We start from the raw sequence: 23,288 nt of genomic DNA on the forward strand, positions 1-23,288 counted from the left end.
CCGATCCCATCCCGAACTCGACCGTCAAATCCCTCCGCGCCAATGGTACTAAGTCTCAAGACTTGGGAGAGTAGGTCACTGCAAGGTCTGCAAAAAACACCTAAGTCTCAACAACGATGCCAACCACAAAGCCCCCGCCAAAAGCGGGGGCTTTTTGCTATTTGGAACCACTTCAGGGCCCAAACACAACCCGCTCCAAAGGTGCCGCGTGGAAGACGCTATTTTCACCGCAGATTGCAACAAGTGCTTCGGGCTTTGTTGCACGGCCCTGTCGTTCGAGCGGTCCAGCCAGTTCGGGCACGACAAGCTGGGTGGACAGTCTTGCCAATATCTCGAAGCCGATTTTCGTTGCCGGATACATGCGCGGCGCGAGGCGCTTGGCTATAGCGGTTGTGAGGCCTTTGACTGCCTGGGGGCTGGGCAGCGCGCTAGCGCCGCCTTTGCGGCGCTCAACTGGCGGACAGAGCCAGGCATTGCCCGTCGGCTCTATGCCCGGTTCTCACAATTGTTGCTGTTGCAGGAGATGCGGCAGGCGCTTGAGACGGCGGTGGGACTGGACCTGCCGGCCCGATTGCATGGCCAACGCCTGGCATTACTGGCACGTGTGGCCGACGAAGCGGACCGCCACGAAACCGATGCCACCGAGACCGCACAAACTGTCCTGGGTGAAAGCAAAAGCTTTCTCCGGGGACTAGCCGATCATTTGCCCGCCTGAACTGGCTGTCCCAGCCCCCCTGTGTCTTGACCAGAGGAGGGGTTGACCTCGGGCCGGCAAAGGCCATGCTGGCCGCATAAGTTTTCATGACGCAGACGAGCCGCATGGTCCTGATCCGCCTTCTTTTTCTTTCGCTGCTTCTGGTCTTCCCTGCCAGCGGCCAGGATGCATTGACGGGCGTGGCTTCCACACAGCCTGAAGCCAGTTCTGCGGCCGTAGATGACCTCGTCCGTATTCTTGAGGACGATACGGCGCGTGCCGCCCTGATCGAGCGGCTGAAACAGGCCGCTCCCGAGGCCGGTACGGAGAGCGCTGAGGAGGCGCCGGCAGATCTCAGTATTGCCCGGCAATTGGCGGAATACACCCGCAGCGTCGCCGAGGGCGCTTCGGCGACGCTGCGTTCGGTCGGGCAGGCTCTTGGCAATCTGCAGCGCGTGTTCAGTGGCTCGGTGAGTGCCGACAGTGACGCCCTGCGCGAATTTGCCGTCAATATCGGGCTCTTGGTCGCGGCGCTGTTCGGTAGTTTCTTCATACTGCGCCTGATTGCCAATGGCCTCGGCCGGCAAATCGCTACGCGCGCGGCCGGGCAAAGCCTGATCCGGCGGCTGGCCGGACTGGTGGGCCTGATCCTCGTGGATGCAGGCAGCATCGTTCTCGCCTGGGCGCTCGGATATGGGCTGGCGCTCAATTTTGGCACGACGCCGAGCGGGCAGATGGGCATTAATCAGTCGCTGCTGCTCAATGCGTTCCTGGTGGTAGAAGTGATCAAGCTGCTGGTGCGGCTGGTGCTGGCGCCGCGCTTCTCGACGCTTCGGCTCCTGCCGGTGACCGACGGCAATGCCGCCTATTGGTCATTCTGGGTGGCGCGTATCGTTTCGCTCCTGGGCTACACTTTCCTGTTTGTCTCGCCGATGCTCAGCGGGTTGGTGTCGCGGCCCGCCGGCAGCGGAGTGCAGGTGCTAGCCATGGCCACTGCGGTGACCATCGGCATCATCATCGTATTGCAGAACAAGGACGATGTGCGGCTCTGGTTGCAGCAGATATCCGCCGATCGCGACAAAGACGGCCTTGGCCGTGTACTGGCGGCCATCGGGAAGCAATGGCATGTGCTGGTCATCGCTTATCTGCTCGCCCTACTGGTGGTGTGGTTCGCCAATCCGGAAACGGCGCTGCCGTTCATGATCGCTGCGACCGTTCAGTCCGGTTTTGTCATCCTGATCGGTTCGCTGGTCGTGGCGTTCATTACCCGCTTCGTGAGCGCGGGCCTGAGCCTGCCCGAGGATGTGCGGCAACGGCTACCGCTGCTTGAAACGCGGCTCAAATCTTTCGTGCCGGCAGTGATGCGCGTGGTTCGCTGGATCATCATTGCCGCGGTGGTGGTGGCCATTGGACAGGCATGGGCGCTGTTCGACTTCGCTGCATGGATCGGCAGCGACGAAGGGCTGGCTGTGGCCGGATCGGTCGTGTCGGCAGCCCTGATCATTCTCGCGGCAATCGTGCTGCATGTGGTGGTGGCCTCCTGGGTGGAATACCGGCTCAACGTCAATTTCGGCAAGGTGCCCACTTCGCGCGAAAAGACGCTGCTCAACCTGTTCAAGAATGCGTTTACTGTCGCCTTGGTGGTATTCGGGACAATGCTGGCCTTGGCACAGATCGGTGTGAACATTGCACCCCTCCTGGCTGGTGCCGGTGTCGTGGGCCTGGCCATTGGCTTCGGCGCCCAGAAGCTGGTGCAGGATATTATCACCGGCATTTTCATCCAGTTCGAGAACATCATGAACGAGGGGGACGTGGTGGCCGTGGGTAGCTGGTCAGGCGTGGTTGAAAAGCTCACCATCCGGTCGGTGACCATTCGCGATCTCTCCGGTACCGTGCACTTGATCCCGTTCTCGTCCGTGGATCAGGTCAGCAATATGATGCGCGGCTTCTCCTATCATCTGGCCGAAATCGGAGTCGCTTATGACAGCGACATCGATGCAGTGAAGGCGGCGATGCATGAGGCCTTCGCGCTGTTGATGGAGACCGAACACAAGGATGAGATCCTTGATGATCTCGACATGCATGGCATCACGGGTTTCGGCGATTCTGCCATCACTGTGCGGGCGCGCATCAAGACGTTGCCGGGCACGCAGTGGGCTATCGGCCGCAAGTATAATGAGCTGGTCAAGATTGTCTTTGCCAAGCAGGGTATCGAAATTCCCTATCCACACGTCACCTACGTGCCGGCAGGGGGAAGTGCCAAGGGCCCGCCGCAAACGACCCGGACGGAGCCCGGTCCGGATAGCGATGTGGACTGACGGCGAAGTGAACGGGCCGGGGCTTTGCCTTAAGCTCATCTTAATCGGGTGCGTTAATGCTTTGATACGCGCACCCGTTGCGGCACAGCCGGGGCGTTGGTGACTTTCCAGTAGCGCCTATGCACGAGGCCCTTGATGATCCGATCCTCCGGTTATTCCCTTTCACGTCTGCGATTCTGGAGCCTGGTCCTTGGCGCTGCTACCGGCTTTCTAGTGCCCATTGCCGCACAGGCGAATAGTGGTGACTTTGTGCGTAGTCTCTGGCCGGAGGCGCAGCGCGCCGGGGTCAGTCGGCAGGCGTTCGACGCGGCCTTTGCCGGCTACAACCCCATTCCCCAGGTCATCGAGCTGACGCGCAAACAGCCCGAATTTACCCAGACCGTCCAGCAATATGTCGAAAAGCGCGTCACCGCCGGCCAGGCCAGCAAGGGCCAGGCCATGCGCAATGAATGGGCGCAGACGCTGGCCGGTGCACAGCAGCGCTATGGGGTGCAGCCCGAAATCGTCCTTGCCATCTGGGGCATGGAGACCAATTTCGGCGGGTTCATGGGTGGCAACAACACTATCCATGCCCTGGCCACCCTGACCGAGAAGGGCTATCGCGCCGACTTCTTTCGCTCGGAACTGATGACCGCCTTGCGCATCGTGTCGGACGGGCATGTCTCGCCTGGGTCCATGGTCGGCTCCTGGGCCGGTGCCATGGGCCATACCCAGTTCATGCCGTCGAGCTTCATGCGCTATGCAGTCGACTACAATGGCGACGGGCGCAAGGATATCTGGAACTCCGTGCCCGACGCTCTTGGCTCGACCGCCAATTACCTCAACAGCTTCAATTGGCGGCCGGGGGAGACCTGGGGCTATGAAGTCAAGCTGCCCAATGGTTTCAACTTTGCCGCGGCGCGCGAAATGGGCAAGGCGCCGCTCAGCCGGTGGCAGGCCATGGGGATAACTCGCGTCTCTGGCCGGGCCTTTCCGCGCGCCGATGACGTGGGGCGGCTCTATATGCCGGCGGGGGCGCAGGGGCCGGCTTTCCTGCTGTTGCCCAATTTCGATGTGATCAAGCGCTATAACAATTCGGACAGCTATGCCCTGGCCGTGGGGCACCTGGCGGATCGGATCCTGGGCGGCGGCGGCTTCGCGACACCCTGGCCGGCGGGCGATTATGCGCTGAGCAAGAACCAGCGCGCGGAATTGCAGGCCCTGCTCGGGCGGGCCGGCTTCGATGTGGGAACGCCCGACGGGGTGGTTGGCCCCAAGACCCGCGCCGGCGTTCTTGCCTATCAGCAGGCGCGGGGCCTGCCCGCCGACGGACATGTGTCCGGCCTGTTGCTGGATCGGCTGAAGCGGTGAGCGCATCGTTAACACTCTGTTAACAAACTCGGCGCAGAATTTTCCGGCTTAAGTAGAGGGCAGGCCAGCGACCGGACACCGGCGCGCCTGCCCTCGCCCATTTCCCCTATGCCGATCCTGACGCCATGGCGGGCTGCAAATGGCCAATCTCTGCGCTTCCGGTGCTCATATACCTCACATACATTCCGCTCCGGTTCTCGCGAACGACCACTTTCGCTTCGCCCTGACGACAGGCTCAGCACAGGGGTGCGCCACAATGTGCCCGGTTTTCTGGCGCATATGGGCCGGACTGCTTTCCCACCAACGCAAGAATTTTTTGCAGATGCCTTTTGTTCGAACCTTTCTTGGCGCGCTGATGTCGTTAGCGCTGCTGCTGCCCGGCGCCGCTCAGGCTGTTTCCATCATGGACCCATTTAACGTTCCGCTGGCCATGGACGGCGGCACCGCCAAGGTGGGCGACGGGATTGCCTATGCAGATGGCGCCCGGGCCAAGCTGGATGTCTATGCGCCCGAACAGCGGGGCGAGCCGGCGCCTGTGGTGTTCTTCATCTATGGCGGCGGCTGGAGCCGGGGGGAGCGTCACGAATATGAGTTTGTCGGGCGGGCTCTGGCCTCGCGCGGCTTCGTCACTGTGATCGCCGATTACCGGCTCTATCCAGATGTGCGCTATCCCGATTTTCTCGAGGACGGGGCCCGGGCGCTGCGCTGGGTGCAGGACAATATCGCCCAGTATGGCGGCGACCCAAACCGGCTGTTTCTCGCGGGACACTCGGCTGGCGCCTATAATGCGGTGATGCAGGCGCTCGATCCTTCGTTCCGGGCGGAATATGGCGTGACCATGCCGATCCTGGCGGTTGCGGCGCTGTCGGGACCTTATGATTTCTACCCCTTTGAATATAATGAAGTGCGCGACGTGTTTGGAGAAGCGCCTAATCCGCAGGGCACCCAGCCGATCAACCTGATCACAGCCGAGGCGCCGCCGATGTATCTGGCCACCGGCACGACCGACCCGATTGTGCGGGTGCAGAACACGGAGCGCTTTGCCGAGCGGCTGCGGGCGCAGGGCGTGTGGGTGACCACACAATATTATGACGGCTTCGGACATATGGAGCCGGTATTGGCAATGGGCGCCCTGTGGCGCTGGCGCATGCCGGTGCTGGACGACATGGTGGGTTTCTTCCAGCGTTTCGGAGCCTTTCCCAGCGGCGTGCCCTATCTGGCCATGGCGCCGGAACCGCCACAGATGCTGCCGGACTCGGTGGCGCCCATCGACCAGATCGTCCGCGACCTCAACGCCATGTTTCAACCCATCGAGGAATAGGGGCATATCCCTGGCAGCGCGCGGGGCGGCGTGATGTCAAAGAACGCACGTGTCATTGTGCCGGCCAGCCTTGGGCTTCCGGTTGTTGCAATATGGACGTGTCCCGAGGCGCGTGCGTCTCAGTAAGATTTAGTAGATAGAGACGTCGCCGCCTCGGGACACCGGTTTTTCGCATAGGTCTCGGACCCCATTGAACGCTCGTCGCAGGGTGACCGCTTCCTAATCGCGCAACTGGAGCGACCCAATTGCGCCCGGCTCCCCCCGCAAAGTTCGCTGCAGTCCGTCCGCGCGGGAGTGATGAGAGGGAGTATGGGGGAGGTTTTAGGACCGGGGATTACTTTTTGGACGATCCCTTCTTTTTTGGACCAAGCAGAGGCTACCAGGGCGCGATGCCCGACGGCTCGATGAAGCGGCCTGACACGGCTTGATCACCCAGCAGGGCATATTCAACCGGCAGGCGCGCCCCTTCCTGGGCGGTCATTAAGCCGTTGTGGCCGGTGAGATCGGTTTTGACATAGCCGGGCGCGATTGAATTAACCGCGATGCCCGACCCTTTCAATTCTGCCGCCAGTTGCACGGTAAGCATGTTGAGCGCGGCCTTGGATGCATTGTAGCCAATCAGGCGGGCCTCGTAGTAGGGCGAGTTCGGATCGCCATTGATCGAGAGCGAACCAAGGGTCGTGGCCAAGTTGACGATGCGACCGGCCTTAGACTTGCGCAAAAGAGGCAACATGGCTTGAGTCACTGCCAGCGTGCCGAGGAAATTGGTCTCCATCAAACGGCGGGCAGCACCGATGGCAGCCAGGGATGGCGGGCCGTCTTCTGCATCGACGATGCCCGCATTGTTGACCAGAATATCGAGCCGGCCATGCCGCTCGTCGATCGTCTGCGCGGCCGAGACGATCGTTGCCTGGTCATTGAGGTCGATGTCGATGTATTCGACATCGAGACCGCTCGCTCCGAGTGCCTGAGCGGCTTGCTGCCCGCGGACGTCGTCTCTCGCGCCCAGAAATATTGTTGTGCCGGCCTCAGCCAACTGGCGTGCGATCTCCAGACCGATGCCCTTGTTTGCGCCGGTTACCAGCGCGATCTTCTGCTGTGTCGTCATCATCGATATCTTTCCGAAACTGGCTAAATGCCTGCCGAAAATATATGAAGGATCATTCGATTTTTGGATTCGCATATGGATGTGGCCGCGCCAAAACACCTCAATGTCCGCAAGAGGCCGCGTCAGGCCCGTTCGACTGTGACCGTCGAGGCCATTTTCGAAGCGACCATTCAGGTTTTGCTGGCCGAGGGGGTGCATCGATTGACGACGACGCGCGTGGCCGAACGCGCCGGGGTGTCGGTGGGCACCATGTATCAGTATTTTCCACATAAGCAGGCCCTGCTCTACGCGCTTAACGAGCAGTATCTAGACCGGCTGGCCGAGCGCATGGAGACGGTGTGTCTCAGCCATCATGGGATGCCGACGTCTGCCATGATCGCTGCCCTTGTCGCCGCCTATTGGGACGTCAAGACCGAGCGCAGCGACGTGACGCGGGTGCTCTACAGTTCGGCCGTCGAGCTCGACAATGAAGCGCTGATCACCGCCTTTGCCAGGCGCATGGACCGGGCGACCATGGCAATGCTGGTAACGGCGCCAAGTGCGCATTATGCCGACCTTGAACTGGTCAATTCCACACTGCTCTCGGTAATATTCGGTACGGTGCGCAATGTGTTTGAGCGAAACATGCCAGCGGCGCAGCAGGCGCAGATTCGCAATCAGCTGGTCGCCATGTGCCTGTCTTATCTCGAGGGTGCCGGCGGCCAGTCATGACAAACGAACTGTAGGTCGCGGATGCCAAACCATCTTCGCCATGCCGGGGCTGATCCGGGGACACAGCGCCTTGTCCTGATCGATATCATCAGGGCGCAGCCGCATCTGATGGCGATCCTTGCGGGTATGAATGAACTCGGCCTGCCGGACCCGCTGCTGGGATCGGGGGCGATCTACAACACAGTCTGGAACTCGCTGACGGGCCGGTCGGCGCTGACCGGGGTCAATGATGCCGATGTGGTCTGTTTTGACGACAGCGATCTCAGCTATGCGGCAGAGGATGCGGTGATCCGGCGTGCCGAGGCGTTTTTCAGCGGGTTTCCGGTGCCGGTCGAGGTGCGCAACCAGGCGCGGGTGCATCTGTGGTTTTCCGAGTGGTTCGGGTTCGACTATCCGCAGCTGACCTGCAGCGCCGACATGATGCTCTATTTTGCCACCACGACCCATGCGGTGGCAGCGCGGCTGGAAGCGGAGGGGCAAATCTCCATTCACGCGCCGTTCGGGCTCGACGACATGTTTTCGTTCCGGATCACGCCCAATCCGGCGCTGCCGAACCGGGAGACGCATGAGCGCAAGGCCGACCGGGCCAGGGCGATCTGGCCGGAACTGGAGATTGTGCCGTGGCCGGAATAGGGGCGAGCTGTGGGGTGGTGAGATACGGCAAGCGCTATGCCTGTGCAGCGACACCGAGCGTGTGGCGCACCTCCACCAGCTTCGCTAGGCCTCGCGGCCAAGCTGCGCAGCCCCGCCATTCGAGCATAGCTCTCATGGCCTCCTCACCTAATTTCGCTCCACCGGAGCGAAATTGCCTTCGGCCGGTTCGAAGCCCGTCAAGGGGGAGGTGCCAGATCGAGTTCGTCATAGGTTCAGTTCTCGTTGACCATCAAGGGCCGGTGCCTGGTTTTCAGGTGCCCGGCTCAATGACCACGGACGGCGCCGAGCGGGTGTTAGGGCCGTGGAAGACCGCCTCGATATTGTTGCCGTCGGGATCGAGCACGAAGCAGGCATAATAGCCGGGATGGTAGTCGCGTGCGCCGGGCGGACCGTTATCGGTGCCGCCGGCGGAGAGAGCTGCCTTGTAGAAGGCATCGACAGTCTGCTGGTCTTTTGCCTGGAAGGCCAGGTGAACATGGCTGGGGACGGTTCTGGCATCGGCGGCATCGACGAAGAGCTCGTCGATCTGGAACCAGCCATCGCCCTTGGCGGTGATGGGAACGCCGAGAACGGCCAGCGCGGTTTCATAGAAGTAGCGCGTATTGGCGAGGTTGCGCGCCCGCAGGTGCACATGGTCGATCAATCGGCCGGTGTGGAATTTCATCGCTCTATCCTTCTGGCAAGGGCTCAAAACAAGACCGCCCAGGACTATGCCCGGGCGGTTGGTCAATTCCTGGCAGTTTAATGGATTTACTCGCCGTCGTCGGCGGGGGCCGAATTGAGCTGGCCGTATTTCTCCACGCCGATCTTGTCGAGTAGTTCGAGCTGGGTTTCGAGGAAGTCGATATGCCCTTCCTCATCGGCCAGAAGTTCCTCGAACAGGTTCTTGGAGACATAATCGCCAAGCTGTTCGCAAAGCTCGCGGCTGGTCTTGTAGGCGGCGCGGGCGTCATATTCACCGGCGAGATCGGCTTCGAGCACTTCCTTGATGGTCTGGCCGATCCTGAGGGGGGCGACCCGCTGCAGGTTGGGATGACCTTCAAGGAAAATGATGCGCTCGATGAGCTTGTCGGCGTGATGCATCTCTTCGATGGATTCGGCGCGTTCCTTGGACGCGAGGCGCCTATAGCCCCAGTCGTCCAGCAGGCGGTAATGCACCCAATATTGGTTGACCGCGCCGAGCTCGAGGAAAAGGGCCTCGTTAAGCCGCTCGATGACTTGTGCTTCGCCTTTCACGACGTACTCCGTTCCGTTGCTTTTTGAGCTTTTCCAGCCCCGACTGGAGCTCGATGAGCTCTGCTGGCTGATGGGCTTGCTGTGCGTGATAATTTTCGGTGACGCGGACGATAATGTCCACCACATTCGGCACGCAGCCCGAGCATTTCGCGCGACGGTTGAGTTCCGCATAGACCTTGGCGGGCACCACGAGCTGCCACGGATCGACCTTCAAAAGATCGAGCACGATGTCCTCGATCTCCCGGGACGTGATCATGTTGCACTGGCAGACAAGCATGGCGGGGGCCACAAAAGTTCTCAACGGGGCGGAATAAACGCCCCTCATTCATGAATGTCAACGTCATAAATTGTTGCGTGGTGAAGGCCGGATGCGACGCGCTTTATCCATCATGGCGGGAAACCAAAGGAGGGCGTTCTGCGTATCTTGATGTAGACAAAGAGGCCCGGCCATTTCACTGATCGATCTCATCAGCATCCTGGTTCCCAAGGATCCCGGCACGCACCGGCTCGCGCGCGATGTTGCCTATGGCGACCATGAGCGGCATCGTCTCGACATCTATGCGCCTCGCGGGCAAAGCGATGTCGCCCTGCCGGTGGTGGTATTCTTCTATGGCGGAGCCTGGAGCGATGGGGCCCGGCGGCACTATGGCTTTGCAGCGCGGGCGCTGGCGGCGCTGGGCCATGTTGTCGTGGTGCCGGACTACCGGCTGGTGCCGGAGGTGGAATATCCCGATTTTCTCAAGGATTGTGCCCAGGCCGTCGACTGGGTGAGCCACAATATTGCCGGCCATGGTGGGGACTGGACGCGGCTGGTGCTGGCCGGTCATTCGGCGGGAGCCTATAATGCGGCGGCGCTGGCGGTGGACGGGCGATGGCTGTCGCCTGCGGTACGCCAGACCATAGTGGGGGTGATCGGGCTATCGGGGCCTTATGATTTTTATCCCTTCGACGGGCCGATATCGCGACGGGTTTTCGGTGCTGCGGCGGACCCGAAGGGCACCCAGCCGATCAATCATGTGAGCGCCGACGCGCCGCCCATGCTGCTGGTCTCGGGCGGCAAGGACGAGTTGGTACTGCCGCGCAACAGCGTGCGGCTCGGGGCGGCGCTGGAAGCGGTCGGGGTGAAGGCGGATGTGCAGGTCTATCCGCGACTGGGGCATCCCCATACGCTTTTTGCCCTCAGCCTGCCGCTGCGCTGGCTGGCGCCGGTGCGGAGCGAGTGCCGGGACTTCCTGGCGGACGTGACCGGGCAGGCGGCGGAGCGGGAGCACCGGGCTTAGGAGGCTGCGCCCTTCCGCTGCCGGGCGGCAATGACGGCGGCCGAGGCGGCGGTACGGTGCGCCGAAGAGAAGAATTCGCGATGGGCGAGGACCAGCACGGTCACCAGCGTAACAGCCACGGCCAGCCATTCGGACACGAACCAGGCGACGCTGGGCACAGAGAAATAATAGGCGCGAATGCCGGAATTGAAGTTCCGGGCGCCTAGCCCGTTCATCTGCGCAATGGCTTCGATTTCCTCGTTCGTGGTCACCCGGTCGTGGTCGAGGGCGCCCAGCATGATGCAGAAATGATTGAACTGGCGCAGCGACAGGGTGAAAGCGAAAAAGGCCAGGACGAACATGGCCAGCATCACCACAAGGTGCAGTTGCACGTCGATCTCGGTATAGACCCGGTCCAGCGAGAGGGAATCCAGTGCATCCATCAGCGCCGGCAATTGCCCGAAGACCGCAAAGACCGCCAGCACCAGCAGCACCGAGGTGGAGGCGAGGAAGCTCACCGAGCCCATGATATTGCCCGAGAGGATCGCGTCGAATGGGCTTTCGCGCCGCGCCGCATTGGCCACCCAGCGGCGGCGCTGCATGTTCATGATCACCGACAGCGATGGCCTAAGCTTTTCCACCAGCGGCACCACGATGTTGTAGGCGAGATAGGCGAAAAGCGGGAAGACGGAGGTAAAGAGCGTGGTCACGACAGGGCTCCGGGCGGCGCAGATTTCCCCAGACTATAGCGCCGTGCCGGTCGATGGCCATGCCAGAAAGGTGAGGGTGACCGGCATGGCTTGCTGGCCACCAGCGGGCCTCAGACCGGGCGCGGATGCCGGCGATAGGTGGCATCGATATCGGCCAGCACTTCGGGAGCGAGGGTCATGTCTTTCGCGGCCAGAACCTGGGTCAACTGGTCGGCGCTGGTGGCACCGATGATGGTGGAGGTCATGAAGGGCCGGCTGCGGCAGAAGGCAATGGCCATGTGGATGGGGTCGAGGCCGTGGCGCGCGGCGACTTCGTGGTAGGCCCTGGTGGCACGCTCGGAATGTTCGTTGAGGCGCCAGAAGCCCTTCTGGTAGTCCTTGCGGCTGCCCTTGGGGGTGGCGCCGTCGAAATATTTGCCGGTGAGGAGACCGCCGCCGAGGGGCGAGTAGGCCAGCAGGCCCACATCCTCATGGTGGCTCAATTCGGCCAGGTCATGGTCGAAGATGCGGCGGATGAGGCTATATTCGTTCTGCACCGAGACGGGGCGGGGCAGACCCTTCTGCTCGGAAAGCTTCAGCCATTGGGCAAGGCCCCAAGTGGTCTCGTTGGAGAGGCCGAAATGGCGGATCTTGCCTTCGCGTACCATGTCGCCCATGGCGCCGAGCACCTCTTCCATATTGGCGACTGTATCAGCCGTGTCTTGCTTTTCGGGGCTGTAGCGCCAGTAGTTCTCGAAATTATAGTGGCCGCGGCTGGCCCAGTGGATCTGATAGAGATCGATATAGTCGGTCTGGAGGCGCCGAAGGCTGCCCTCGACCGCCTGACGCACTGATGCGGCGTCCGGGCGGCGGCCATTGCGGATATGGGCGCTGCCGCCGCCGACGATCTTGGTGGCCAGCACCCATTTGTCGCGGCCGCCATTGCCGGCGAACCAATTGCCGATGATCTCCTCGGTGCGGCCGCTGGTCTCGGGGCTGCCGGGCACGGCATAGACTTCGGCGGTATCCATGAAGGTGATGCCGGCGTCGCGCGCCATGGCAATCTGGGCGTGACCCTCATCCTGGGTGTTCTGGCTGCCCCAGGTCATGGTGCCAAGGCAGATGTCGGTGACCTTGAGGTCAGTGCGGCCAAGCGTATTGAACAGCATTAATAATTTTCCGTTGGGAGCGGTTTGAGGAGGGTCGGGCGGGACCCTAAACCAGCTTATCCTTGTATGGAAGTGCTCCAGCGTCGATTGACGATGGACGGTCTTATCCACAGGCACTGCACGCGAAAAAACCCGCTTTTCGGCGCGGCGTCAAAAATCTGTCACGGAACGCAGAGGAGGGGTTGAGGTCTGGGCGCTCACCCCCTATATAGCCCTCACACCGCGCCGCAAGGCTCGGATGTTTGACGCGGGATGGAGCAGCCCGGTAGCTCGTCAGGCTCATAACCTGAAGGTCGCAGGTTCAAATCCTGCTCCCGCAACCAAAAAGCCCAGTGAACTCAATGAGTTCACTGGGCTTTTCCTTTTCCCTCAGCATTTGCTCTTCGGATCGGAATCGGTGGAATGGAAGCCGTAGCGTGAAAACGGCGCCTTCACAAAGACGCGAGTGTCAGAATACATACTTCGTTTTTTTGCTTTTCACGATAATGCCGCCGTCCTTTAAGTTTCTTTGTGGTGGAGCTGTGCTTTGCAATCGAATCATTGACCTGCGCATGGAGGCGCATCCCTGACGCCATTAGGTGACGCGCCGCATGTTTGATACCGCAGAGAACGATACGCCGGCGTCTCTGGCATCTTCGCGATTTGAGATCGCTTCGGTGGATGACTAAGGAACATTTCGCTTGCAATTCGATGCGGCGCCACGTGGCTGCGAGAAAGTGTATTGCAATACCGACCGCAGCAGTTCGGCCTCCCTGGCTGGTAAGCGACTGCTGGGGAGGCAGGCAGCGATGTCTGCCTCCCCGCCGAGCTTAGGGGCGGCCAGTGTCACTTGCGACTGCCTCTATGGATGCGATTCCTCCTTAGGTGCACGTGAACGGGCGACTTTCACCCATCCCGTACGGTTGGGCTTCCGCCTGCCGCCGTGATCCGCACGATCCACATCTCCGAACCCGTTCAACAAAGATTGCATCAGCCCGATCGCATCGTCTCGGACCTGCTCACCTCCGAGATCGCCAAGAAGCAGGCCCGATCGATCAAGTACCAGATGACCATCGCCAAGCTGCCGCTGGCCAAGGATATCGAGGACTTCAGCTTCGCCGAGACCGGCATCAACGAGACCCTGGTGCGCGATCTCGCCGCCGGCAACTTCCCGGCCATGCAGCGCAACCTGGCTCTGGTCGGCGGCACCGGCACCGGCAAGACCCATCTGGCCATCGCCATTGCCCGGGCCTGCATCCGCAATAACGTCCGAGCCCGCTTCTTCAACGTCGTCGCTATGGTTAACCGGCTCGAGGCCGAGACCCGCGCCGGCAGGCAGGGGCGGCTGGCCGATTATATGGCCCGCAAGGACGTCGTCGTACTCGAGGAACTCGGCTACCTGCCCTTTGCCCAATCCGGTGGCCAGTTGCTGTTCCACCTGATCAGCCGCCTCTACGAACAGACCTCGGTCATCGTCACCACCAACCTCACCTTCGGGGAATGGCCGTCCGTCTTCGGCGACGCCAAAATGATCAACGCGCTGCTCGACCGGCTGACCCATCACTGCGATATCGTCGAAACCGGCCACGACAGCTGGCGCTTTAAAAACCGCATCTAGCCCCAATGCGCCCGCTGGTCCGGCACAGCGCCGCAACCCTGACCAGCTATGCTGCGCCGGACCAGCTCAAACCGATCTGAGGGGTCCCTATTGGACGCCGATAGGGGGGCCTTATCCGGCACCGATTGACAGACGAGATCGCCGGGCAGCCCGTGGCGGTCACCTATTGCCCGCTTTGCAACGCAGCGATTGCCTTCGACCGGCGAGCAGCTGGGGAAACCCTGTCTTTCGGCACGACGGGAAAGCTGCGGCACTCGGACCTCATCATGTATGATCGATCGACCGAAAGCTGGTGGCAGCAATTTTCCGGAGATGCCATCGTCGGTGAGCTTGTCGGCACTGAGCTGACCACGCTGCCCTCGCGAATTGTGTCCTTCGAGGATTTTCTGAGCGCCCATCCCGACGGACTGGTCCTGGTGCCCAACTACCCTGCGGCAAGGCCCTATGGCAACATCCCATATCAAAGCTATGACACTGCCCAGCGGCCCTTCCTGTTCCGCGGCGACCTGCCTCCCGATATTCCGGCGATGGCACATGTGGTGGTCGTCGAAACCGATAGCGAGCCGCTCATCGTCAGCCTCAATCGCCTCAGGCAGTCGCCGTTGGAACTGCGGGGCTATAGTCTCTCATATGAAACGGGCGTTGCGTCGGCGCTCGACACCGCCACGATCAGTGATGGCAGGGACATTGGCTCGGTACGTGTGACACGGGATGGTCAGGACGTTGTTCGCAACCTGACCTTTGCATTCGTTGCCCACGTGTTCCATCCGGATGTGGCGATCATTGATGCGAACACGCATTAGGGGGCGCGAGCTAGCCATCCTCCCGCAAGCGATCGGCAGGCCTTGCGGACATGGCAGACCAGGTCGTGGCGGCCCCGGTTGCGGTCGTGACGACGATGATGCCGGTCGCCAGCAGGCCCAGTTGCAGCGGTTGAACGGCAAAGCCGATTTCTAGCAGGAACGTCGATGCTGCCCAGGCGCCGGTGAGAGCGATAAGGCTGGCCAGGAGCGCTGCGATGGCGCCCAAGAGGGCATATTCAACCAGAAACGCCAGGATCACGAAGGAGCGCCGGGCCCCGAGCACTTTCATGACGACCGCATCGGCCTCGCGTTGCTGACGACCGACACTGAGCGCGCCGGCCAGCACCAGTACGCCGGCAATGACAGCGGTGCCGCTGACTAGGGCTATGGCGCTGATCAACCCGTCGAACACGGACTGCACACGGGCCAGCGCATCTCCCACAGGCACAAAGGTAAGCTGTGGCAGGGCTGCAATCAGGCTCGCTTCTATCCCTGGTGCAGCGCCGGGCAACGTCTTGATGGTGCCGAAATAGGATTGCGGCGCGCTTTTGATCAGGCCGGGCGAGACGATGATACGGAAATTGAAGTCCGGGCTGCGCCAGTCGATGGTGCGAAAGCTGGCAATGGTCATGGTCAGCGGCCGCCCGGCAATCGAGAGGGTGATCGTATCACCCAGTTCAAGGTTCAGCGCGTCCCGCATTTCGGTGCTGAGAGAGACCTGTGGGTCGCCTGAGTAATCCTCCGGCCACCAATCGCCATCCTCGATCACGGTGCCTGGCGGGACCGTTGTCGACCAGGTCAGGGCTGTATCGCCGCGGAACATATCGGCGACGTCGCGAGGCACGTCGTCACTTGAGGGCGCGGGATCCCCATTCAGCTCAGTGATGACACCCCGCAGCATGGGGATGGTCGTCAGCGCCTCGATCTGCGGCGTCTCAACGACGAAGGCCTCGAGGGCAGCGAGTTCGTCCCGATCCATGTCCAGCAGCACGAAATCGGGTGCCTCGGCGCTAACCTCGGTGGCGATCTGGTCATTGATGTTGGACTGGGTAGTGACGATAAGCAGGAGCAGGGAAAGCCCCATGCCCATCGACACCAGGACGGTCGTGGTCGGTGCGCCAGGGCGGATGATTGCCAAGACCGCCTGACGGAGCAGGCGCTGGCGTGGTGCCGGCATACTGACCAGGAAACGCCGCAGAAGGGCCGCCGCGAGCCGCAGCAAGGCAAAGGCGACCAGCGTTCCAGCAAAGTATATGGCCACCAAACGGAGATCGTTGGCGATCAGCAGGGTCAGGCCGAACAGGGTAACGAACCCGACGAGGAGCGGCGCAACGAAGCCTGGTTTTAGCATGGCCCGCCAGGCAAGACCCTCCATCGCGCTACTCGATCCGGCCCGGAACAGCAGGGCCGGCCGGACGGCGCGCGCCTGCAGCAAGGGCACCCATGAAAAGATCAGCGCGGTGACCAGGCCGATGCCCCCGGCGACCAGCATGGACCGGAAGTCCAGTACCGGCGGCAGGTCGATGCCGATGAGGCCCGAGAGCAAAGGCAGCAGCGTCAGTGTTGCTGCGGCGACGATCACCATGCCGATGCCAACGGCGATGAGTGAGAGCAGAGCAATCTGCACCAGGAAATGAAACAGTACACGGCCGCCCTTGGCGCCGAGCGAACGCATCGTGGCAATGGCCCCCTGGCGCTCGCCGACATAGGCAGCCACTGCATTGGCCGCGCCCAGTCCGCCGACCACCATTGAGGAGAGGGCCACCAGCAGCATGAAGTTTCCGAAGACGCCAATGAACCGGGCAATGGTTGCTGTCGCCTGGCGCGGCGAGCGGATCTGCCAGTCCCTGTCCGGAAACCCTTCTTCCAGCGCGGTCTGCGCGGCCTCGAAAACGCCGTCGGTCAGCAAGACCTTGTAGCGGAACTGGCTGAGCACACCTTCCTCGCGCAGCCCGGCCGGTGCCAGTGCCGCGCTCGAAATCAGTGCGGGGGCGCCCAGTTGGAAGCCAGCCGTCGCCTGATCCGGCAGCGCCGCGATAATGCCGCGCAATTCGACATCAAGGGCGCCGATGCGGACAGTCTCGCCGACCTGCACGGCTAGGCGTAGTGCCGCCGGCTGCGAGAGCAACACGCCGAAACTGCCATTCCGATCAGCGAGCAGGTCGGCCAGGCTGCCATCCTGTGCGCCGGCGGCCAAACTAACCTCCCCGACGAGCGGGTAGGCGTCTGTCACCGCCCGAAGCGACAGGAATGCGCTCCTGCCATTGGCCGTCGCCTGGGAATTGAGCTCAACTTCCCGGCTGACGCGCCCCAGCCCATCAAGCGCCGCGACCACCGCATCATCGACATCGCTGCGCTGCGACCGCAATTCGAGGTCGCCCCCCAGGATCAGCCGGGCGTCGCGTTCGATGGCGGCCTCGACGCTGCTGCGCACCGCGCTGACGGTGCCGATGGCGGCCACGCCCAGGGCGAGGCAGGCAATCAGGATAACAAACCGCTGCGCGCTGCCGCGCAGGTCGATCAATGCGACGCGCAACCAGCCTTGCAGGCGCCTCATGCGACGGCCGCTTCCAGTTCCCGCAATTCCCCATGGTCCATGCGCATGCGGCGATCGGCCCGCATGGCCAGGCCATTGTCATGGGTGATCAGCATCACGGCCATATTGTTGCGCCGCGCCAGGCTGAACAGAAGGTCGATCGCCGACGCGGCAGTTTCCTGGTCCAGATTTCCGGTAGGTTCATCCGCCAGCAGGAGCTTTGGCCGGGTGACAATGGCACGCGCCAGACCCACCCGCTGCTGCTCGCCCCCGGACAGGGCGCTCGGCAGATGGGTCTCGCGCTCGCCCAACCCCACCTCGGCCAGCGCCGCCCGGGCACGCGCCCGGATTTCGGCAACGGGCAGATCATCGAAGGCAATCTCAAGCGCCAGGGCGACGTTCTCGAGCGTCGTCATCGAAGGAATGAGGTGGAAATTCTGGAACAGGATGCCGATGTTCTGCCGGCGCATATCGGCGAGCTGATCCTCGTCCAGACCCGCAAGATTGGTGCCGCCGATGGCGACAACCCCGTCACTGGCTTTTTCAAGGCCGCCCAACACCATCAGCAGGCTGGTCTTGCCGCTCCCGGACGGCCCCACAACGGAGACCACCTCACCCGGATTTATCGCAAACGTGATGGCTTTGAGGATATGAAGCGCGCTGCCGCCCGACTTAAGGTGCAGGTTCATGTCCCGCGTGCGGGCGATGGTATCGATCATGGGAGCGGGCCAGGAATTGGTCGGAATGAACACGGTGGCAGCGTTTATGAATACAAGATGGTGGCAGCGCGCCATCGGCGCAATGGCCTTTATCGGCACGATTGCGGCATTGGAGCAGCCGGCGCTGGCCGAGGAGCCCACGATCCTGCTGTACGGTGACTCCCTCTTGGCTGGGCTGGGGCTGTCCGCCGATGAAAGCTTCATGGGTCAGTTGCAGGCGGCCATGGATAAGAAGGGGCTTGCTGTCAATCTGGTTAATGCCAGCGTCTCCGGAGATACCACGGCCGATGGACTGGCCCGGCTGGACTGGACGCTGGGCGATCCGCCCGACGCGGTCATCCTGGGGCTCGGAGCCAACGATATGTTGCAGGGCCTCCCCGCGGCCGACGCCCGCTCGAACCTTGAGGTGATCATGGCGCGTCTCGATGCGCTCGACGTACCAGTGCTTCTCCTGGGCATGATGGCCAATCGCGGGCTAGGCGCGGACTATGTCGATGCGTTCGACGCCACCTACCCCGAACTGGCCCAAGAACACGACGCCTTGCTCTACCCGTTCTTCCTTGAGGGCGTGGCGCTGGATCCAGCGCTCAACCAGCCCGATTTGCGCCACCCCAACGCTGAGGGTGTCGCGGTGATCGTGGCCGGCGTCATGCCGCTCGTGGAAGCGCTGATTCAGCAGATAGAACCCTGACGCTTCACGGAAAGACCCTTTGTACCAGCCCAACCCAGGCTTTCGGCAGACGCCCGAACAGCTTGGGCTTGAAATAGGCGCTGGCAGCGCGCTTGGAAATCTCGGCCAGGGTGGGATAGGGCGCAATCATGGACGCCACGGCAGAGAGTTTCACCTTGCCGGAAATCACCAGTCCCCAGACACTGATCATTTCGCCAGCATGGGGCGCTACCATTGTAGCTCCGAGCACTTTTCCCCTTTTCGTCAGGATCAGCTTGATGAAGCCTTCCGTTCGGCGTTCCGCCTGTGCCCGGTCGTTGTCGTCCATGTGCTCTACAATCACGGTGACCTCGCCATGCGCCTTGCGCGCCTCGGCCTCGGTCAGTCCAACATGAGCCACTTCTGGGTCGAGATAGGTGACCCAGGGCAAGGCCGAATAGTCCACCTTGGCCGGCAGGCCGAACATAGCGTTGCGGATGAAGATGCCGGCGTGGTAGCCGGCGATGTGGGTGAATTGCGGCCCACCGGCCACATCGCCGAGCGCGAAGACGCGGGAATTAGACGTCCGCAACCGGCCATCCACCTCGATCCCCTTCGGACCGAATTTTACCCCGGCAAGCTCCAGCCCCATATCCTCGACATTGGCCTTGCGGCCTGCAGCGACCAGCACATGGCTTGCCGTTATTTCGTACCGATTCATTGCCGTTTCGATTGTCGCGCCGACGCCAGCTTCGCTTCTCTTGGGGTCGATCAGCTTGGCCTGTTCATGAAGCACGATGCCTTCATCGCGCAGGACGCCCCGGATCAGTTCAACAGCCTCCGGTTCGTCGCGCGGCAGGATACCCGCCACATCGACGATGGTAACCTCCGACCCCAGGCGTCTGAATGCCTGCGCCATCTCCAGCCCGATGGGCCCGCCACCAACGACCAGCAAATGATCGGGGCGCTCGATGAGGTCGAAGATGGTCTTGTTGGTCAGCGGATCGAGCTCGCGCAATCCCGGCACCGGCGGGACAACTGCCCCGGAGCCGGTGGCAACCACGAAACGGCGTGCCGTGATGCGGTGGCGGCCAGCGACCAGTTCGGTTGGGCTGGTGAAGCGAGCAGTCTCCTTGATGACCTTGATGCCCATGCCTTCAAAGCGCTCGACACTGTCGTGGGGCGCGATGGCGCCGATCACGCCGTGGATATGGTGATGGACCGCCTCGAAGTCGATTTTGGGCGCTATGGCGTCGCCGACGCCAAGCGCCATCGCAGAGGTAAAGACACGCGCGGCATGCGCCGCCGCAATCAGCGACTTGGAGGGAACACAGCCTGTGTTAAGGCAATCCCCGCCCATGGCGCCCTGCTCGATGAGCACCACCTTTGCGCCAAGCTGCGCCGCACCCGCAGCAGCACTCAGGCCGGCCGAGCCCCCCCCAATAACGCAGACATCGCAGGAGAGACTCTCGGGGGGTAATTTCGCATGCATGGAATTGGCTCGCTTGGCGCTTGGTTTCATCTTGGTCTGACGAGGCAATCAGGTGTTACGGCCCGCCAATTTCTTTCGAATGAAACCCGTGAGCGGCGCGATGGCCGCAAGAAGGGCCAGCCCAAGCAGCCCCAATGTAATTCCGGGTGTGACCAGGTCGCCCACACCTACGGGTCGATCGAGCGCTGCCGCATCGGCGAGAATTGTCTCCAGACCCTGGCCGATCGAAGCATAGACCAACGCGCCGGGCAGGATGCCCATGAGCGTTGCCGCGACATAGGTGGTGAGTGGAACCTTGAACAAGGCAGGCACGATGTTAACGACGGCAAAGGGCAGAACGGGGGCGAGCCGCAACGCCAGAAGATAGCTGAAGGCATTGGCCTCAAAGCCCCGAGCCACCTTGCCGGCAAATCCGTCCACGCGCGAGCGCAGACCTTCCCCGAAGGCTGTCTGGGCAGCCCAGAACAGCAGTGTGGCGCCAATAGTTGCTCCCGTGGCCGCCAGCAGGCCGCCAACCCAGATGCCATAAAGGAAGCCGCCCGTCAGGGTGAGCAACCAGGTTGCGGGGAAGGCTACCGCCACCGCGATGGCGTAGCCGAGCACATAGGTCAGAACGGCCAGCCAGCCATGGTCTGCGGCAAACGCCTTAAGCGTGGTGCGGATCTCGGCCAGATAGTCGAGGGTCAGGTATCGGTGCCAGCCAAGCAAGAGGCCGGTGGCCAGCAACATCAGGATCAGAGCCAATGGCGCGAAGCGCAGCAGCGACTTGCCCGCCTGAGATGATGATTCAGGGTGCCGCATGTCAGCGTCTCCGGAACGGTAGCAGCAGTGACCATCCAAGCCGCGTCGGCGCGGTGTCGCGATAGTCAGCCAGCCCGATGTCCATGTTTCGATGCCCCTTGGCTGGCTGATCGGTGTAGGTGGCGAATATCCGGTCCCAGATGGCCAGATTGAAGCCGTAATTGCTGTCAGTCTCGCGGCGGTCTGTAGAGTGATGGACGCGGTGCATGTCTGGAGTCACCACCAGCAGACGGACAAAGCGATCTACCCGGGTCGGCAGGGTGATATTGGCGTGATTGAACATGGCCGCGCCGTTGAGCACCACTTCGAAAATCAGCACCGACCACGCAGGCGCACCGAGTGCCACCACGATGGCCGCCTTCCACACCATGGACAGCACGATTTCCAGCGGGTGGAAGCGCAATGCCGTGGTGAGGTCGAAGCCGGTGTCGGCATGATGCATACGATGAATGCGCCACAGGATCGGGATTTTGTGGCTCAACAGGTGCTCGAGCCAGACAGCGAAATCCAGCACGATGATAGAAATCAGTGCCGCCAGCCAGAGCGGGACATCGACCTGGTTGAAAACCCCAATGCCCAGGCTTTCCGCCCAGAGGGCAGTGCCCACGGCAGCCGCAGGAAACAGGACGCGCAGGCTCACGGACGAGATCACCAGCGTGCCCACATTGGTCAACCAGCGCCGAGTCTTGAGCGCGGCGAGCATTTCGGGCCGCTCGAGCCGTGGATGGGTCAGTTCAATGACGGCGAGCAGTCCAAAAATCAGGACAAAGGACCCGAAACGAATGATGGGTTCGGGCAGAAAAAGTATGTCGTTCATGTCGGTCAAGGCCTTTGCATATGCAGCTTGGTCTTCTGACCCGCCTGACTGTTACGCATGCTCATCCGTAATCGGTGGTGCGGGGCGCAGTTTTATGAACGGCCACGCTGCATAAAGCGGGTTATCCGCGATGGCCCCGCAACGAGAAAGCACGCTGCTTATAGCGATGACAACATGGCCCAAGCCTGTCAGTAATCGCACAAAGCTCAGGCCAATGCCGGAGCGGGCCCCGGTTACGAAGTACGTCGGCGATCATGCTGCTGCAGTTATGGCTTGCCCGCGGCATTGCGAAAGACCTCGATGACGCGAGGGTCAGGTTCGATGCTATCCCGCCCGGTCTGAGCTGATTTCAAGAGCGCCACCGTTTTTGCGAGCTGGTCGACATAGGCGCGGCAATGCTTGCACATGAGCAGGTGCATCCTGACGCCGACGCGCTGGCGCAAGGTCAGCGTGCCTTCGAGGTAGTCGGTCGCGGTCTCGCTGAGTTCGCGGCAACTAAGCATGGTCTGGTCTCCAGGGCGCAAATGGTGGCGCCCAATCTTGATCGTTTATGTAGGTGAGTAAGTTCAAGGCGCCAGCTGTTACGCTCGGCCTCAAGCCTTTCCCGTCAGCTCTTCGAGAGCCGCCCTCATACGGGAGCGTCCACGGTGCAGCAGAATGCGGTGATTGGCCTCGCTGACCTCAAGGATCGAACAAGTTTTCTCAGGCGAAAGACCTTCGAGGTCGCGAAGCGTCACTACGGCGCGCTGATTGGGTGGCAGTGTTTCGAGAACGGACATGGCATGGGCCAGTAATTGCTTGCCGCCTACGATGCGTTCCGGGTTGATTTCCGACCATCGCCCCGGCGGGGATAGCCAGGAGCCGTCGCCCAGGAACCGGTCCGGATCGACCGCTGGGTCATTGTAGCCCATATCCGAAAAAGACACCGAGCGGCCGTTGCGTTTGGCCTTGGTGCGGGCGATGTTGGCCAGCACAGCAAACGTCCAGCTCTTGAGAGATGATCGTTCCTCGAATTTGGCAATCCCGGATATGAGGGCCATCCAGGTATCCTGCACGGCCTCTTCCGCCGCCGAGGGATCGCGCAGAAATGTGCGGGCAAAGGCGAGCATGGACTTCTGCTGCTCGGCCACCAACTGGCGAAACGCCTTCTCGTCACCACGCTTCAGCGCCTGGATCAAAGCGCGCTCGTCGCGCCTGGAGTGCGCCACTCGCAAAACCATACAAGCCCCAAAATCCCCAGCAGCGTGACTAGCAGTCTTTTCTCGGATTCCCTCCCCATTCGCGTCATTGTGACCGGAGGTTACAAAAAAAGGGGCTCGAACTGTAACAAGTGGAAGGCTCGATCAACTAAGTAGCGCGTTTAGC

At 61.7% G+C, this 23,288-nt stretch carries 22 protein-coding genes, 1 tRNA gene, 1 rRNA gene and 1 pseudogene; 12 read left to right on the top strand and 13 right to left on the bottom strand.

Annotated elements, in window-relative coordinates; all coding sequences use genetic code 11:
* The 5 genes from rrf to ACXYMS_RS00025 form a co-directional block, all read left to right on the top strand.
* Positions 1-87 (top strand): 5S ribosomal RNA (gene rrf, locus ACXYMS_RS00005); the annotation flags it as partial.
* 121 nt (positions 88-208) lie between these two features.
* Positions 209-715, top strand: a complete 507-nt coding sequence (locus ACXYMS_RS00010) for a hypothetical protein (RefSeq protein WP_458902991.1) — start codon at positions 209-211, stop codon at positions 713-715.
* An 86-nt stretch (positions 716-801) separates the two neighbouring features.
* The gene (locus ACXYMS_RS00015; protein ID WP_458902992.1) at positions 802-3,012 is read left to right on the top strand and encodes a mechanosensitive ion channel domain-containing protein; all 2,211 of its coding nucleotides are present in this window, start codon (positions 802-804) and stop codon (positions 3,010-3,012) included.
* Positions 3,013-3,147: 135 nt separating this feature from the next.
* Positions 3,148-4,362 carry a lytic murein transglycosylase gene (locus ACXYMS_RS00020; RefSeq protein WP_458902993.1) on the top strand — a complete coding sequence of 405 codons (1,215 nt, stop codon included), beginning with the start codon at positions 3,148-3,150 and terminating at the stop codon, positions 4,360-4,362.
* Between the two features lie 322 nt (positions 4,363-4,684).
* Positions 4,685-5,683 (top strand): alpha/beta hydrolase, encoded by a 999-nt coding sequence (locus tag ACXYMS_RS00025; RefSeq protein WP_458902994.1) that lies wholly within the window; start codon positions 4,685-4,687, stop codon positions 5,681-5,683.
* A gap of 376 nt (positions 5,684-6,059) precedes the next feature.
* Here the strand turns inward: ACXYMS_RS00025 and ACXYMS_RS00030 are convergent, their stop codons facing one another.
* Positions 6,060-6,791, bottom strand: coding sequence for an SDR family oxidoreductase (locus tag ACXYMS_RS00030; RefSeq protein WP_458904540.1), 732 nt, complete (start codon positions 6,789-6,791; stop codon positions 6,060-6,062).
* Between the two features lie 75 nt (positions 6,792-6,866).
* Between ACXYMS_RS00030 and ACXYMS_RS00035 the strand changes: the two genes are divergently transcribed.
* Both ACXYMS_RS00035 and ACXYMS_RS00040 read left to right on the top strand, forming a co-directional pair.
* Positions 6,867-7,502, top strand: coding sequence for a TetR/AcrR family transcriptional regulator (locus ACXYMS_RS00035; protein ID WP_458902995.1), 636 nt, complete (start codon positions 6,867-6,869; stop codon positions 7,500-7,502).
* A gap of 21 nt (positions 7,503-7,523) precedes the next feature.
* A complete protein-coding gene (locus ACXYMS_RS00040; RefSeq protein ID WP_458902996.1) occupies positions 7,524-8,135 on the top strand; it encodes a nucleotidyltransferase family protein in 612 nt (203 codons plus the stop codon).
* Between the two features lie 271 nt (positions 8,136-8,406).
* On the opposite strand, the gene ACXYMS_RS00045 is transcribed toward ACXYMS_RS00040, so the two are convergent.
* From ACXYMS_RS00045 to ACXYMS_RS00055, 3 genes are all read right to left on the bottom strand, one after another.
* Positions 8,407-8,820, bottom strand: a complete 414-nt coding sequence (locus tag ACXYMS_RS00045) for a VOC family protein (RefSeq protein WP_458902997.1) — start codon at positions 8,818-8,820, stop codon at positions 8,407-8,409.
* 86 nt (positions 8,821-8,906) lie between these two features.
* Entirely contained in the window at positions 8,907-9,392 is a 486-nt protein-coding gene (gene bfr, locus ACXYMS_RS00050) for a bacterioferritin (protein ID WP_458902998.1), read from the bottom strand.
* Positions 9,358-9,669, bottom strand: a complete 312-nt coding sequence (locus ACXYMS_RS00055) for a (2Fe-2S)-binding protein (protein ID WP_458904541.1) — start codon at positions 9,667-9,669, stop codon at positions 9,358-9,360. Before ACXYMS_RS00055 ends, bfr begins: the two co-directional genes overlap by 35 nt.
* Before the next feature lie 277 nt (positions 9,670-9,946).
* Here ACXYMS_RS00055 and ACXYMS_RS00060 point away from each other — a divergent pair, with 277 nt between their 5' ends.
* Entirely contained in the window at positions 9,947-10,672 is a 726-nt protein-coding gene (locus tag ACXYMS_RS00060; protein WP_458904542.1) for an alpha/beta hydrolase, read from the top strand.
* Here the strand turns inward: ACXYMS_RS00060 and ACXYMS_RS00065 are convergent.
* Together ACXYMS_RS00065 and ACXYMS_RS00070 are read right to left on the bottom strand one after the other, a co-directional pair.
* Positions 10,669-11,361 carry a DUF599 domain-containing protein gene (locus ACXYMS_RS00065; protein WP_458902999.1) on the bottom strand — a complete coding sequence of 231 codons (693 nt, stop codon included), beginning with the start codon at positions 11,359-11,361 and terminating at the stop codon, positions 10,669-10,671. The two genes, ACXYMS_RS00060 and ACXYMS_RS00065, sit on opposite strands and share 4 nt — an antisense overlap.
* A gap of 110 nt (positions 11,362-11,471) precedes the next feature.
* Positions 11,472-12,509: an aldo/keto reductase gene (locus ACXYMS_RS00070; protein ID WP_458903000.1), complete on the bottom strand. Its 1,038-nt coding sequence runs from the start codon at positions 12,507-12,509 to the stop codon at positions 11,472-11,474.
* 246 nt (positions 12,510-12,755) lie between these two features.
* Between ACXYMS_RS00070 and ACXYMS_RS00075 the strand changes: the two genes are divergently transcribed.
* The 3 genes and pseudogenes from ACXYMS_RS00075 (at position 12,756) to ACXYMS_RS00085 (ending at position 14,909) form a co-directional block, all read left to right on the top strand.
* Positions 12,756-12,832: transfer RNA gene (locus ACXYMS_RS00075), tRNA-Met, on the top strand.
* Positions 12,833-13,467: 635 nt separating this feature from the next.
* Positions 13,468-14,106: pseudogene (gene istB / locus ACXYMS_RS00080) on the top strand (IS21-like element helper ATPase IstB); the annotation flags it as partial.
* A 125-nt stretch (positions 14,107-14,231) separates the two neighbouring features.
* The gene (locus tag ACXYMS_RS00085) at positions 14,232-14,909 is read left to right on the top strand and encodes a DUF3179 domain-containing (seleno)protein (RefSeq protein WP_458903001.1); all 678 of its coding nucleotides are present in this window, start codon (positions 14,232-14,234) and stop codon (positions 14,907-14,909) included.
* A gap of 10 nt (positions 14,910-14,919) precedes the next feature.
* On the opposite strand, the gene ACXYMS_RS00090 is transcribed toward ACXYMS_RS00085, so the two are convergent.
* A complete protein-coding gene (locus ACXYMS_RS00090; RefSeq protein WP_458903002.1) occupies positions 14,920-17,466 on the bottom strand; it encodes an ABC transporter permease in 2,547 nt (848 codons plus the stop codon).
* Positions 17,463-18,164, bottom strand: coding sequence for an ABC transporter ATP-binding protein (locus ACXYMS_RS00095; protein ID WP_458903003.1), 702 nt, complete (start codon positions 18,162-18,164; stop codon positions 17,463-17,465). The genes ACXYMS_RS00090 and ACXYMS_RS00095 overlap by 4 nt, the downstream gene beginning before the upstream one ends.
* A 25-nt stretch (positions 18,165-18,189) precedes the next feature.
* Between ACXYMS_RS00095 and ACXYMS_RS00100 the strand changes: the two genes are divergently transcribed.
* On the top strand, positions 18,190-18,855 hold the full coding sequence (locus ACXYMS_RS00100; RefSeq protein WP_458903004.1) for an arylesterase: 666 nt from the start codon (positions 18,190-18,192) through the stop codon (positions 18,853-18,855).
* 4 nt (positions 18,856-18,859) lie between these two features.
* Here the strand turns inward: ACXYMS_RS00100 and ACXYMS_RS00105 are convergent, their stop codons facing one another.
* The 5 genes from ACXYMS_RS00105 to ACXYMS_RS00125 all read right to left on the bottom strand — a co-directional run bounded on the left by ACXYMS_RS00105 (position 18,860) and on the right by ACXYMS_RS00125 (position 23,131).
* Positions 18,860-20,305, bottom strand: a complete 1,446-nt coding sequence (locus tag ACXYMS_RS00105) for a dihydrolipoyl dehydrogenase family protein (RefSeq protein WP_458903005.1) — start codon at positions 20,303-20,305, stop codon at positions 18,860-18,862.
* Positions 20,306-20,353: 48 nt separating this feature from the next.
* Positions 20,354-21,106 (bottom strand): TVP38/TMEM64 family protein, encoded by a 753-nt coding sequence (locus ACXYMS_RS00110; protein ID WP_458903006.1) that lies wholly within the window; start codon positions 21,104-21,106, stop codon positions 20,354-20,356.
* Between the two features lies 1 nt (position 21,107).
* The gene (locus ACXYMS_RS00115; protein ID WP_458903007.1) at positions 21,108-21,923 is read right to left on the bottom strand and encodes a sterol desaturase family protein; all 816 of its coding nucleotides are present in this window, start codon (positions 21,921-21,923) and stop codon (positions 21,108-21,110) included.
* A gap of 266 nt (positions 21,924-22,189) precedes the next feature.
* Positions 22,190-22,426 (bottom strand): anti-sigma factor family protein, encoded by a 237-nt coding sequence (locus tag ACXYMS_RS00120; RefSeq protein ID WP_458903008.1) that lies wholly within the window; start codon positions 22,424-22,426, stop codon positions 22,190-22,192.
* 90 nt (positions 22,427-22,516) lie between these two features.
* Positions 22,517-23,131, bottom strand: coding sequence for an RNA polymerase sigma factor (locus ACXYMS_RS00125; RefSeq protein ID WP_458903009.1), 615 nt, complete (start codon positions 23,129-23,131; stop codon positions 22,517-22,519).
* Positions 23,132-23,288: the final 157 nt, after the last annotated feature.

This window comes from Devosia sp. CAU 1758, assembly GCF_054482695.1.